The 14,005-nt window shown below is 50.2% G+C and carries 8 protein-coding genes and 2 riboswitches; of the genes, 6 read left to right on the forward strand and 2 right to left on the reverse strand.

Annotation, left to right across the window (positions count from 1 at the left end; genetic code table 11):
• Window positions 1-69: 69 nt before the first annotated feature.
• Both H8S64_RS00280 and H8S64_RS00285 read right to left on the reverse strand, forming a co-directional pair.
• Entirely contained in the window at window positions 70-1,281 is a 1,212-nt protein-coding gene (locus tag H8S64_RS00280; RefSeq protein WP_186974530.1) for a C1 family peptidase, read from the reverse strand.
• 172 nt (window positions 1,282-1,453) lie between these two features.
• Entirely contained in the window at window positions 1,454-3,796 is a 2,343-nt protein-coding gene (locus H8S64_RS00285; protein ID WP_186974531.1) for a TonB-dependent receptor, read from the reverse strand.
• A gap of 108 nt (window positions 3,797-3,904) precedes the next feature.
• A riboswitch (cobalamin riboswitch) is annotated at window positions 3,905-4,092 on the reverse strand.
• Window positions 4,093-4,285: 193 nt separating this feature from the next.
• A riboswitch (cobalamin riboswitch) is annotated at window positions 4,286-4,492 on the forward strand.
• A 53-nt stretch (window positions 4,493-4,545) separates the two neighbouring features.
• Between H8S64_RS00285 and H8S64_RS00290 the strand changes: the two genes are divergently transcribed.
• From H8S64_RS00290 to cobM, 6 genes are all read left to right on the forward strand, one after another.
• Window positions 4,546-6,786, forward strand: coding sequence for a TonB-dependent receptor (locus H8S64_RS00290; RefSeq protein ID WP_186974532.1), 2,241 nt, complete (start codon window positions 4,546-4,548; stop codon window positions 6,784-6,786).
• Between the two features lie 10 nt (window positions 6,787-6,796).
• A complete protein-coding gene (locus H8S64_RS00295) occupies window positions 6,797-7,720 on the forward strand; it encodes a sirohydrochlorin cobaltochelatase (RefSeq protein WP_186974533.1) in 924 nt (307 codons plus the stop codon).
• A gap of 4 nt (window positions 7,721-7,724) precedes the next feature.
• Complete coding sequence (locus tag H8S64_RS00300) at window positions 7,725-9,203, forward strand: PepSY domain-containing protein (protein ID WP_186974534.1); 1,479 nt, start codon at window positions 7,725-7,727, stop codon at window positions 9,201-9,203.
• A 250-nt stretch (window positions 9,204-9,453) separates the two neighbouring features.
• Window positions 9,454-10,860: a precorrin-3B C(17)-methyltransferase gene (gene cobJ, locus H8S64_RS00305; protein WP_186974535.1), complete on the forward strand. Its 1,407-nt coding sequence runs from the start codon at window positions 9,454-9,456 to the stop codon at window positions 10,858-10,860.
• A gap of 129 nt (window positions 10,861-10,989) precedes the next feature.
• Entirely contained in the window at window positions 10,990-12,183 is a 1,194-nt protein-coding gene (gene cbiE / locus H8S64_RS00310; RefSeq protein WP_186974536.1) for a precorrin-6y C5,15-methyltransferase (decarboxylating) subunit CbiE, read from the forward strand.
• Complete coding sequence (gene cobM, locus H8S64_RS00315) at window positions 12,176-13,990, forward strand: precorrin-4 C(11)-methyltransferase (protein WP_186974537.1); 1,815 nt, start codon at window positions 12,176-12,178, stop codon at window positions 13,988-13,990. Before cbiE ends, cobM begins: the two co-directional genes overlap by 8 nt.
• Window positions 13,991-14,005: the final 15 nt, after the last annotated feature.

Raw genomic sequence — 14,005 nt, forward strand, 5'->3', positions numbered from 1 at the left:
CAATTCTTTTCTTTCATAAATAACGAAACCGCCCCATCACGAGGCGGTTTCATTTATAATAAACTTACATTAAATTCCTAACTTCTTTCTGATGTCCTTCGGAATCGCACTCTTGTGTACCAGAATATCCATCGTCTTCAACGCCATATAAGGATAAGAAACGTAGAAATACCCGCCGAACCGATTGTACTTGTTCCACGAGTTCTTCACGATAAAATAAGGTGTCCCGTTCTGGTCCATCGCCTTGCCGATAACGTGCATACCATGGTCGTCGGTCGTCAAGTAACGGTCGAACTCTTCCTGCCGCATCTCTTGGGTAATCTTTTTCTCGGGAGCCGGAGCCAGCTTGAAAGCATCCAACGTCTGTTGTTCTTTAGGCAATTTCTCCCATTTGGCAATTTCAGCCCCGGTCATCTCTCTCGTGTCGGTCGAGGGCACCACCGCCACCCCGGCATCCTTCGTTGCAAATCCTTTCTCACTCACGTCAGCACCCCAAACGAAAGTGTACCCGTTATCAATCGCACTCTCCATCACCCGCATCAACTCGTTGAGCGGGATATTGTAAGCCTTATCCCACGACCAATTGTCTTCCACCTCCAAGGCAAACTCCGTGTAAAAAGGATGGTGCGTGAACGAGGTCAGATTCACGTAATCGTCCATGTTCAACCCCACCACCTCGTCGGCAAAAGTCCGGGGTGTGTACTCTTTTCCCTTGTACTCGAACTTCTCGGGCTCTTCACCAAGATAAACGTCCAAAATTGCATCAAACCCTTTCTTCCAAGCCGTACTCAAACGTTTATTCCTATTCTCGACCACCGCTTGCACGTACGCTTTCAACACGGCGTCAATCTCCCCGAACACGTGATTCGGTTCCCCGTAATTCAACCCCTCGAACACCTCAAGAGGCACAATCCCGTACTTCTTCGCCATGTTAATGACATCCGACGAAGCACCACCCACGGCAAAATTCAACACGCCATGCAAACGCACATACTTGTCCGCCTTGTCACTGTAAGCGTGTTTCACGAAATAAATAGCCGAAAGATTAACCGAATCTTTTCCCTGTCGCATCATCTCCGACTCCAGAAAAGAAGCCGTAGACCACGACCAACAAGTCCCGGCACGAAACTGGTCCTTCACCGAAGTAGCGGGCAATCTCTTGATGTCCGTAAACTTATACCCTTCAGGTTTCACGGTATCCTGCTTTACCGTATCTTGCGCGTAAACGCCCGCGTGGGCAGCAAAGACCAAAACAAATAAAAACAATACAAACTTTTTCATATTCTTATATTATAATGACTATTCTATTTTTTGACAAAAGTAGCCAATAAGTCTGCATTCTGACGTCTACCCCTCAAAATATTTCCACAGATTTCATAAACAACAAATTAGCAGGTTACAAATCAATACTAACTTGTAACCTGCCAACCTGTAACTTTCGCCTTCGGCGAAACTAAAAAGTATATGACACGGATGCCTGATAATTCCGGGGTTTTCCCAGTACAGTTGTTTTCTCGAAATACTCTTTGTCAAACAAATTATTAATATTCAAAGCCAGATTCACATGCCCCTTGATCGTGTAATATATTCCCGCATCCATCAGCCACAACGCCGGAGTGTAAATTCGTTCCTTGATATCGGAGAACACCTTATCCTTGAAATTTCCGCTTAATTGGAACGACAAGTTCTTCAACACCCCCGTGGGAATCGTATAATCGGCATACGCGTAAAAAGTTGTACGAGGCACACCTGTTTCACGCACATTCTTATTCTCTTCCTTGTATTTCGAGAATCGTCCGCTCTCCGCTATCTGTCGCAAACGATATTCCGCCCAACTCAATCCCGTCGTAAACCGAAGCGTCGGAAGAGGACGAACCACAATCTCAAAATCAAATCCCTTTGACATTCCTCGACCTACTTGCCCTTGAATATTCTTCGTCACGGTACTGCCGTCAATCACCACTGTAGTATCACCCAAACTTTTCACGACATTATAGCGGCTCGTGTAGAAAATCGAAGCGTTGACATCCACCCATTCATTCAACGTGTAATGCCCCCCGACTTCTGCCGAAATTCCTTTCTCCGGCTTAAACACTTCTCCGCCATCCGTGTCGGGATTGAACTCGTTCCCCTTTCTATCCAAATACATAATATCCGGATTATAGAACTTCACCACCGGATTGAAGAAAGAAGAAGCGGAAGCATAAAATGACAATTCCGGCACCGGGAAATACACCACTCCCGCCCGATACGTGAAAGCGGAAGTCTTCACTTTATTCCATTCCGAACGGTTCTCCTTCTTGTAGTCCTGTTTCCCGTCCAAAACCTTTGCTGTTGCCGTTTTATAGTTATAAAAATCCACGCGTCCGGACAACATCACCTTCCATTGGTCGCTAAATTCCATCACATCATGCAAATACACGGCATGCGTTCTATCGGTTTTCAGACTTGCAGCTGAAATTTTGGAATCCCACCAGCCTTGTACCAACTGCGGATTCTTCAATGCCAACACAGCACCCAATCCGGGTCCCCACAAATCATCACTCCCGTACCCGTTATACTGTACAAAGTCAAACGCGAAATACGACCATCCCAATGTATAATGGTGTTTCACGAATCCGGTCTCCACGTTACCTGTCAATTCCAGCACATTACTCAATTGTTTATGCTCCGGGTTAAAGTTCAACGGTTTATTTCGCACCACAGAATCCAGATTTATATAGGTCGTTTTACCTTTCGAGGTATAATACCATTTATAAATAGATTCCTCCGAAGTCCGGTACCCCAATCCTTCCACGCAGCAATAATCCAAATCGCTATGGAAATAAGTAAACCTCTCTCGCAATGTCATGTTCTCGGATATCACGTGAGTGTACCGTGCCGTCACGTCCCATACTTTACGCTTCATCCGATTATTCGCGTAATCATTATATATCTCGTGATAATCGGCATAAGGATGCCGTTCTCCGCTCTTCATAAAAGGCCCGGCATCCTTACCGACTTCGTACACATCATAACGCACGGTCGGTGCGGCCCCTATTTCAGTCGTGTACTTATCATCCGCGTAACTGCCACTCACTTCCAATCTCCCTACTTTGCCGACATTCGCGCCTAAAACCCCATAAAGGGAGAATCTATTCGCGTTCGTGCGCCGGTAACCGTCGCCCGTGGAATAATGGATATTCGCCCGGTAATCAAGCGGTCCCGCCAACTTTCCCCCGAAACCCAATGTAGCCCGTTTTTCTTCCCAACTACCATAACTAATCCGGGCATTAGCTGAAAAATCCGGTGTTACCTTCTTGCGCACGATGTTCAAAACCCCTCCCATGGCAGAATGTCCCGCCAACACCGAAGCGGGTCCCTTTATCAATTCGATGGACTCCACGGATGACAAGTCCCCGTAAGGAACATTCTGGCTAACCGTTCGCTCGTCCCGCATCCCGTCGATCATGATAAGCGCGCTCCCTTGTCCCCGGATAGAGAATCGTTGGAACGCCCCCAGTTGATTTGTCTTGTGAATAATCCCGGGCAAAAACTTCACGGCATCTTCCAGATTCACGATACCTTTACGCTCCAGCATCTGCCCGGAAAGTTTACTTACCGTTATCGGGACAAAGCGCAACGGTACATCCAACCCCAACAAATCGATACGTTTTCTTTTTTCAAGCACACTTACTTCATCGATACGAAAAATCGTATCCGTGATACTTTTCTTTTTGCGCTTGTCTTTATCCTCGGCGAAAAGCGAGCCGACACACGCGAACAGCAATACTGCCAATACAACAACTTTTTTCATACAAACTATATATTAATAATGAATAAAGCATTATTAACATAGTCTTTAGGGTAACATGAGTTTCAAGGTAAAATCCGTATTTTTCCTCTCGCTTTTTCTCCCGAAAGCTATGGTTATCATCGTTCGGCAGGTCTTCTGACTTGTTCCGGATTTTGTTGCCTTCCCAGTTATTACACCAGTGACATTTGAAGTACAAAATCCCTTGTAAAGGAACTTACAGCTGCGGGTACAGTCCCGGATTCACACCGGATTCCCTATTAAGCGTCGCCTTCATGACCGAAGGTTCCGCACCAAAACGGGGGCAAAAGTAATATATTTTTCTATATTATGCATTTCTTGCATGACTTTTTTATTTTCTTTACAACACTCAGATTTTCAACACAATCAAAGGAAATGTAATTTCTCTATATCCTATTTTACCACTAATTCCCCTACAAATTATTAATTAATTTTTTCCCCGTTTCATTGTATTTTTTAATGGAATCTGCATACATTCGCGGAGTCTTTGGTGATGTGTTAATATCCCATTAGCGCACAAGAGGGAAGTCGGTTAGAATCCGACACAGTGCCCGCTACTGTGATGCCCGTTTCCCCGGGAGGGGATTCAAAGAAAGGTTCTTGCACCACTGTCCTCGCGGACGGGAAGGTACTTTTCTTAGGCGTAGTCAGGAGACCTGCCAAAGCAAAACAGGTAATAGCGTATTCCCGGGGTCAGGAGTACCATTATGAACTTTTAAACTTAATCTTACATGAAGAAATTTGTAGCGCTGACTACATTATTCGTAGTAGCATTAGCGAGCGTCGCTTTTGCAGAAATCACCTTAAAGGGGAAAGTTGTAGATGCCAAAACCGGTAAAGCCCTTGCCGGGGCAAATGTTCGGTTAGTCGGAACAAGCATCGGTATCGCCACGAATAACAAGGGCGAATTCATTCTGGAAAAAATACCCGACGGGACTTACACGCTTCGTGCCAGCTACTCCGGCTACGAGGTCGGTTCCATGAAAGTGAACGGAAACAAAAGTGACATATTATTCCAGTTACTCGCCACCCCGGTAAACTTGAATCAGGTCGTGGTGACGGGAACAGGAACCCACCGCCGATTGAAAGATTCGCCCGTCCCGGTAGAAGTGATTAGCGGGTCGGACTTAAGACAGGCAGGAGTAAACTCCTTCGAGGACGCCCTCCTGTTGCTGAACCCCGCGTTCAATATTCGCCCCACGGTCATGGGCTCGTACTTCACGCTCAACGGCATGAGCAACAAATACATCTTGATTCTCATCGACGGGAAGAAAGTGGCGGGAGATGTTTCCAACAATACCGACTTGTCGCGTATCGACATGGGACGGGTGAAACGTATCGAGATATTGAAAGGCGCTGCATCAGCCCTTTACGGTTCGGACGCCATCGCCGGGGTAATCAACGTTATCACCGAACAACCGAAAGACCCGATTAGCGTGCAGTCGAAAACCCGTTTCGGGGGAGAATCCAGCTTCTCGCAAAACGCCAGTGTCGATTTGAATTTCGGCAAATTCACCTCCTCCACCTCTTACCAAAGGCGGCAGATGGGCGGATGGCAATTAAACCCCAATGAAATCAGCGGCGACACGGTCATCCCCACGAGAAAAGAGTCATCCAGCAAATTCCATTCCAATATTGTTACCCAACACTTCACTTACGCTCCCAACGAGCAATTGAAACTCTACGCGCAAGGAAGTTATTTCGACCGGGAAGTAAACCGTCCGGTACAAGAAAAGAAAAACGACGGGGGGTACCAATACGACCTCACCTACATGGACTATAATTTCGGCTTGGGCGGAAAGTACTTCATGAACGATGGAGCGTACATCTCGCTCGACCTTTACATGGACAACTACGAGTACAACAAATTATACACGGTAGCGCAAGTTAGCAAAAAAGACACCACTTTCCATGTCGGCGACGAAGATTTAACCAAACGCCAAAAGTACTACAACGGCAACCTGAAAGGAGTGTTCAAAGCCGGGAAGTACAATAAAATTTCCGTGGGCACCGAATACACGAACGACTACATGAAAAACCCCGGAAGCCTCGACGAACCGAAAGAAATTTACACGTTAGCCCTGTACGCGCAAGATGAAATCCGAGTTTGGGAAAAATTACAAATCCTCCCGGGATTCCGTTACGTGTACAACGAAATGTTCAAAAACAGTTTCACGCCAAAAATAGCCTTGATGTATTCCCTCGGCTCATTCAATTTCAGAACGTCATACGCCATGGGATTCAAAACCCCCAGCATTCAAGAACTGTATTACGACTATGAAAACAGAGGTTCTATCACGATAGGGAACCCGGATTTAAAACCCGAGAAATCCAATTACTACAATTTAAATATCGAGTACACGGGCAAGCATTTAAATGTTGCCTTGAACGGATACATCAATGACGTCAAAGATATTATCTCCGACTACAAGGTAGACCCTACCGAAGAGGAAAAAGCAAACGGGATAGCGAACAAAAAACTGTATCAAAACCTCGACAAAGCCACCATCAAAGGCTTCGACATCTCCGTGAACAGCTACCTCGGTGCCGGATTCTCCGCCGCGGGGGCTTACAACTGCGTTTACGCTGCCGACGGGGAAGGACGCCGCCTAAGCGAATCGGTAAGACACGCCGCTACCTTCCGGGGAGGCTGGACACACGAGTGGAACAAATACCGCCTGCACGTGAATGTCAACGGGAGAATACAAGGTTCGAAATACATCTATAAAAAGACAACGGACAAAAAGACCGGGGAAGACACATACACCGACGTCAGCGCCCCCAAGTACCAACTTTGGAACCTTGCCACCACGCATACTTTCGCACCCGTGGGTAACTTCCTGTTTGAACTGAACGCCGGGATTGACAACCTCTTCGACTGGACGGACGACCGCCCCAACGGCGTGAACTACGCTACCCTGAACCCCGGCAGAACATTCTTCGCCAGTCTTGTAATCCGTTTCACGAAATAAAACCGATATCATGAAAAACATATTAATAGCCTTTCTTTTATTGACAAGCGTATCCGCCTTCGGTCATGGCGAAGGTTTCAAGGAATCCGATATATTCAAAACCCTCGGGCCGAATGACAAAATAGCCCTTCTTATGGTTCACTTCGGGACGACACACGACGACACCCGCGTACTCACCATCGAGGCTATCAATAAAAAAGCGGCAAAGGCATTCCCCGGCATCGAAGTCCGGGAAGCCTACACCTCCCGCATGATTATGCGCCGTTTGAAAGAAAAAGGCATCGTGAAACCGAATCCCGTGGAAGCAATGAACCAACTCATAGCGGACGGCTACACCCACCTCATCATCCAACCCACGAACATCATCGAGGGCATCGAGATGGAAGCCTTGCGCAAGGAAGTGGCTCTCTACCGCGACAAATTCAAAGACATCCGGCTGGGCAACGCCCTGCTCTATACCCCGGAAGACTACAAGGCAACCGTGCAAGCCCTTACCGCATCGCTCCGGGGAAAGGCGAAAGGCGATTGTGTCTTCGTGTGCCACGGCACTTACCACCCGGCAAACTCCACGTACGGGATGCTCGACTACGTGATGAAAGCACAAGGCCACAAGAACTACCACGTGGGAACCATCGAAGGCTATCCCGCCATGGATGACGTTATCCGGGAACTGGAAGCCAACAAGGCACAGGAAGTCACCCTTGTCCCCTTCATGTTCGTGGCGGGCGACCATGCCAAAAACGATATTGCCGGGGACTGGAAAGAGGAACTGGAAAAGAAAGGTTATAAAGTCAACGTTATCCTCGAGGGGCTGGGACAAAACGAGGCGATACAAGACCTGTTCATCCGTCACGCAAAATTCGCCTCTACCCACCAGCGGGAAGACATCATCGTGAAGAAAAAGAAATACGAAAAGACCGACGACATCGACTAACCACATGATTACAAGATTACTCATCCATATCCACAGGATACTGGGAATCATTCTCTGTATCCTGTGCTTCTCGTGGTTTATCTCCGGAATCGTGATGATATACCATTCGTTTCCCCGTGTAAGCCAAGAAGAACGCTTCGCCCGCCAGCAAGCCCTTGGCACCGCGTCATTACCCGCCATGCAAGACGTGCTCCGCCGCCTGCCCGCTGACGTCCGCCCGGGCGGAATCAGCCTCGACAACCCGGAAGGACAAAACGTGTTCCATTTCGGGAACCGGCGAAAGAGTCATGATTTATACGCCGACACCAACGCCGTGGCACCGACAGTGAATTACGCCCTCTGTGAATGGCGGGCAAAAAACTGGTGCCCGAACAACAACATTACTCGGGTAGACACCCTGCACGCCCTCGACCAATGGATACCGCTTGCCCACAACAAACGGGAACTGCCCGTGTACAAATTCTTTTATGACGGACCGGAAGGATATCAACTGTACATCTCCTCCCGAAGCGGCAATATCTTGCAATTCACGGATTCCGACAAACGATTCTGGGCATGGTTCGGGGCAATACCCCACTGGGTATATTTCACGGTCATCCGGGAAAACCAGAACTTGTGGACGCGATTCATGTACTGGTCTTGCTACCTCGGGATGTTCATGTGCTTCACGGGATTCATTCTCGGCATTCGTTCCTACTGGCTGAACCGCCGGAAAGGCTTCCTTCGCACCCCCTACAAGAAACCGTGGTTCAAGTGGCATCACGTCACGGGCTTCTTCTTCGGGATATTCGTCTTCACGTGGATATTAAGCGGATACATGTCCATGGCACCGCTTCCCTCGTGGCTGTTCGGCGAACAGAAACCCCGTGGCATGACGCGGCAAGGCGCACCGGACAGGGGGACTCCCTCACCCGATACCTACACGCTGGACTATCGCGACGCTATTGCCGCCGTCAGCCGGACACACGGTCCCGTGAAACAAGTGGAATGGACACATTACGAAGGCATGCCCCTGTATAAATTGAGGACAGAGCGAGAAACCGTTACCCTCGACGCTTCTGCCGACAGCATCCGTCCCTTCCGTATCACGGAAGAAATGGTTTACGCCGCCATCAAACGCCTCACCCGGGATACCGTCCCCTACACGGTGACAAAAATGGAGGAGTACGACAATTACTACATTTCCCGCCGACGCCCGCTGCCGTTACCCGCGTACAAGGTCGAACTCGACAACAAGGCGAAGGATTGTTATTACTATAACCTCGAATCCTTCCAACCCGCGCACTACGACACGAACGGACGCTGGAAACGCTGGCTCTACCGGGGATTGCACACGCTGGACATCAAGTTCCTCGTCGAACGCCCCATGTTGTGGACTGTCGTTATCTGGACTCTCCTTCTCGGGGGAGCCGCCGTGTCATTCACGGGAATCGTGCTCTCGGTGAAATACATCATCCGGTTGTGCAAAAGGCGAAAGAGATAAATTCACCTCTATTAACACTTGCTTGTAAATCACCATAAGACGGCGAGGAAACAGGGGAGTTCTTTTGAAGTTCTTTTGAAGTTCTTTTGGAGTTCTTCTGACGGGGTTAAAAGAACTCCAGAAGATATTTAATAAAACACCAGAATATCATACCTTTTTCCCCGCCGTTTACTCCGGAATTTAGACCGGATTTGATTTGCAATCCAGCCGGTAAAAGTGTAATTTTGTCCGATACTTCAAAATTATGACAATGAACCAAGGAAAAATATACGTCGTCGGCATCGGACCGGGCAGTGAAGAAGACATCACTCCCGCGGTCCGTGCCGCCATCACACGCTCGGATGTGGTTGTCGGGTACAAATATTACTTCAACTTCATCCAATCCGTCATTCACCCGGGTACCGAGTGTATCGACACGGGCATGAAGAAAGAGAAAGACCGTGCCGCGCTCGCTTTCGAGTACGCCGAACAGGGAAAAACCGTTTGCGTCGTCAGTTCCGGCGATGCCGGTATATACGGCATGGCACCCCTCGTCCTCGAGATGAAACGCGAAAAAGCGAGTCCCGTCGAGGTAGAGATACTACCGGGGATAAGTGCCTTCCAGAAAGGAGCCGCGCTACTCGGCGCACCCATCGGGCACGACTTCTGTATCATCTCCCTCTCCGACCTCATGACACCTTGGGAGAAAATCGAACGCCGGATAGAGGCAGCCGCCTCCGCCGACTTCGTGACTGCCGTCTATAACCCGAAAAGCGAAGGACGCTATTGGCAACTCCATCGCCTGAAAGAAATCTTCCGCCAATACCGCTCACCGGAAAACCCTGTCGGTTTCGTGCGTCAAGCGGGACGGGATGAACAGGAAATCAAGATTACCACGATAGCCGACTTCGACCCCGAGGAAGTGGATATGTTCACTATCGTGATTATCGGCAACTCGCAATCCTACGCGTGGGACGACAAAATCATCACCCCCCGCGGCTATTACCGGGAACAGCGCACCGACGAAGTGGGCATCGGGCAGGAAATCATGATGCGCAGCTTCCGCACCATCGAATCGGAATTACAGAATAAAGATATACCCCTCGGGCGAAAATGGGCATTGCTGCACGCCATCCACACGACCGCGGACTTCGACATGGAGAATATCCTCTACACGGACGACAACGCCGTGGAAACCCTCCACGCCCTCTTGCACGACGGGAAAACACGCACCATCGTTACCGACGTCACCATGGCGGCTTCCGGCATCCGCAAGGGAGCCTTGGAGCGGTTGGGCATCGAGGTGAAATGCTACCTCTCCGACGAACGTGTCGCCGAAATGGCAGCCCGCATGAAAATCACCCGCACGCAAGCAGGCATACGTCTTGCCGCGGAAGAACACCCGGACGCCCTTTACGTGTTCGGCAACGCCCCGACGGCTCTCATGGAGCTATGCAAACTCACGCGCCTCGGCAAAGCACACCCCGCCGGAGTTATCGGCGCACCCGTGGGCTTCGTCAACGTGCGGGAATCCAAACACATGTTGAAATCGTTCACCACCATCCCGAAGCTCATCATCGAGGGACGCAAGGGCGGAAGCAACCTCGCCGCTACACTCGTCAACGCCATTCTTTGCTTTGACGACGCGGAAGGACTGCGACCGGGAAGGGACGTGTAAACAATTGAAAATGCAGAATTGAAAATTGAAAATGACAATACTGCATTTCTAAATTATAACCGATAATTGAAAATTGCCATGAAGTCTTCCTTCATTTTCAATTTTCAATTTTTAATTTTCAATTATCTTATGAACTTTATCATTATAGGAATTGACGACAACGGGCAACAGGAGTTCTCCCGGGAAATACGCGGGCACATCGCTTCACGTACCGTATTCTCGGGGGGGAAACGTCACCACGGCATCGTGCGCCCGTTCTTACCGGAAGGTTACCGCTGGATAGACATCACGGTGCCGCTTGACAACGTCTTCCGGCAATACGAGGGTGAGGACGAGATTGTCGTTTTCGCTTCCGGCGACCCGCTTTTCTTCGGCTTCGCCAACACCATACGCAAACGGCTCCCGGAAGCGGGCATGCGGTTATACCCCTACTTCAATTCCTTGCAGATACTGGCACACCGCCTCGTGCTTCCCTACCACGACATGCACGTCGTTTCCCTCACCGGGCGACCGTGGCATGAATTTGACCGGGCACTCATCGAGGGACACGAGAAAATCGGTCTGCTTACCGACGAGCAACACTCCCCGGATGCCATTGCCCGCCGGATGCTGGCTTACGGGTACGACAATTACCGGATGCACACGGGTGAAATCCTCGGCAACGAAAACGAACGCGTACGCACCCTCTCGCCGGATGAGGCAATAGGACAACGTTTCGTCGCTCCCAATTGCGTCATCCTGCAACGTACTCACGCGCACCCCCGTCCTTTCGGCATCCCGGAAAGCGAGTTTGAACTACTCGACGGACGCACCCGCATGATTACCAAAATGCCCGTCCGCCTGCTCACGCTCGGCATGCTCGACTTACGGGAACGCCACACGCTCTGGGACATCGGTTTTTGCACGGGTTCCGTTTCCATCGAGGCGAAACTCCAATTCCCCCACCTTCAGGTGGTAGCTTTCGAGCAACGCCCTGAAGGAGAACATCTCATGAAAACCAATGCCGCCCGTTTCGGCACGCCCGGCATAGAAGTACACATCGGTGACTTCACCGCGACCGACCTCTCCGGCATCACGCCCCCGGATGCCGTATTTATCGGCGGACACGGGGGTAAAATGGAAGAAATCATCTGCCGTCTGAACGAGGTTATCGTCCCCGGCGGCGTTATCGTTTTCAACTCGGTATCGCCCGAAAGCAAAGAACTCTTCATCCGCGGTGCCACCCGACACGGTTTTTCCGTCACGGGAGAACACCGCCTCACGGTAGATACCCACAACCCGATAGATATCATACAAGTACAAAAAACATCAGCACATGAATAAGATAGCTATTATCATATCCTCAAAACAAGGCTTACAAATCGCCCGCACCATACGGCAAGAACTGCCCGGTACCGAACTTTTCACCAAAGGAGAACAGGCGGATTGCACCAGCATCACGTCCATCACCGCTTTCGTGTCCGAACATTTTTCCCGGTACGATGCCCTCATCTTCATCGGGGCCCTCGGTATATGCGTCCGTGCCATAGCCTCGTCCGTGCAGTCGAAATACACCGACCCGGCTGTCATCAACATCGATACCACGGGGCGACACGTCATTTCCGTCCTGTCGGGACACGTCGGGGGAGCCAACCAACTCACCCGCCGGGTAGCCAACATCTTGGGTGCCGAAGCTGTCATCACGACACAAAGCGACAACACGGGCTTGTGGGCTCTCGACACCCTTGGCAAAGAACAGGGATGGAAAACCGAAACAACCGCACCGATGAATGACATCATCACGGCATTCGTCAACACCCGTCCCACGGCTCTGCTCCTTGACACGCGGGACGAAGGCACCCGTTATCTGGAACGTACCGCGCCGGAACACGTGAAAATATTCTACCATTTCGAGGATATCGACTTCGGCAAATTCCAACTCCTCGTTGCCGTTACCCCGTTCCGACACGAGAGCCCGATACCCGCGTTGTACTACCGCCCGGCAGTGCTCCACTTGGGCGTCGGCTGCCGCAAAAACTGCAATCCCGAGGGAGTAACGGAATATATATTCCATAGTCTTGAGGCAAAACACCTATCTCCCCTCGCGTTAGCAACCGTATCCACTATTGATTTAAAAGAGAAGGAAGCGCTCGTTGACGAAATCACTAGAAAAGCCGGTAACATTCCTGTACATATTTACGACCCGATAGAACTTGCTGAAATCAAGATACCCAATCCCTCGAAGAAAGTACTGGAAGTCACCTCCGTACCGAGCGTTGCAGAAGCTAGTGCATTAGCAACATCTTTAAACGACAGATTATTAGTAGAAAAACAGAAAGGGAAACTATCCGAGGGCAACGACTTCACCTTTGCCGTGGCTCTCGACCGGGCGGCAGAACGCCGGGGATTTATCGAAATCGTGGGTGCCGGACCCGGTGACCCGGAACTTATCTCCGTGAAAGGCAAAAACTTCCTTGAAGCGGCAGACCTTATCCTTTACGCCGGAAGCCTCGTGCCCGTGGAATTGACCTATTACGCCAAACCCGGTGCCACCGTGCGCAGTTCCGCCACGATGACACTCGAGGAACAATTCAGCCTCATGAAAGAATTTTACGACAAGGGACTCTTCGTCGTGCGCCTTCACACGGGCGACCCGTGCATATACGGGGCAATACAGGAACAAATGGCATTCTTCGACGAGTACGGCATGGACTACCACATCACCCCCGGCATCTCTTCCTTCCTCGCCGCCGCTGCCGCCCTGCAATCGCAATTCACCATACCCGAAAAGGTGCAGACCATCATCCTCACGCGAGGCGAAGGACGCACCCCCATGCCCGAGAAAGAAAAACTGCACATGCTGGCACGCTCGCAAAGCACCATGTGTATTTTCCTCAGTGCCTCCATTGTCGACCAAGTACAAAGCGAACTCCTGCAACACTACCCGCCCACCACTCCCGTGGCAGCATGCTACCACCTCACGTGGAAAGACGAACGCATCTTCCGGGGACAATTGCAAGACCTCGCCCGTATCGTGAAAGAAAACAACCTCACCCTCACCACCATGATTGTCGTCGGCGATGCCATCGATAACCGCGAGGGACTGTCAAAACTATATTCACACCAATTCAAACACCTGTTCAGAAATTAGATAATCATAAATCGT

It is taken from the genome of Butyricimonas hominis, assembly GCF_014287455.1.
GTDB classification, from domain to species: Bacteria; Bacteroidota; Bacteroidia; order Bacteroidales; family Marinifilaceae; genus Butyricimonas; species Butyricimonas muris.

Coding starts and splice junctions, on each gene's coding strand:
- H8S64_RS00280 (WP_186974530.1), bottom strand. CDS start 1,281: ATGAAAAAGTTTGTATTGTTTTTATTTGTTTTGGTCTTTGCTGCCCAC.
- cobJ (WP_186974535.1), top strand. CDS start 9,454: ATGAACCAAGGAAAAATATACGTCGTCGGCATCGGACCGGGCAGTGAA.
- cobM (WP_186974537.1), top strand. CDS start 12,176: ATGAATAAGATAGCTATTATCATATCCTCAAAACAAGGCTTACAAATC.
- H8S64_RS00300 (WP_186974534.1), top strand. CDS start 7,725: ATGATTACAAGATTACTCATCCATATCCACAGGATACTGGGAATCATT.
- H8S64_RS00295 (WP_186974533.1), top strand. CDS start 6,797: ATGAAAAACATATTAATAGCCTTTCTTTTATTGACAAGCGTATCCGCC.
- H8S64_RS00290 (WP_186974532.1), top strand. CDS start 4,546: ATGAAGAAATTTGTAGCGCTGACTACATTATTCGTAGTAGCATTAGCG.
- H8S64_RS00285 (WP_186974531.1), bottom strand. CDS start 3,796: ATGAAAAAAGTTGTTGTATTGGCAGTATTGCTGTTCGCGTGTGTCGGC.
- cbiE (WP_186974536.1), top strand. CDS start 10,990: ATGAACTTTATCATTATAGGAATTGACGACAACGGGCAACAGGAGTTC.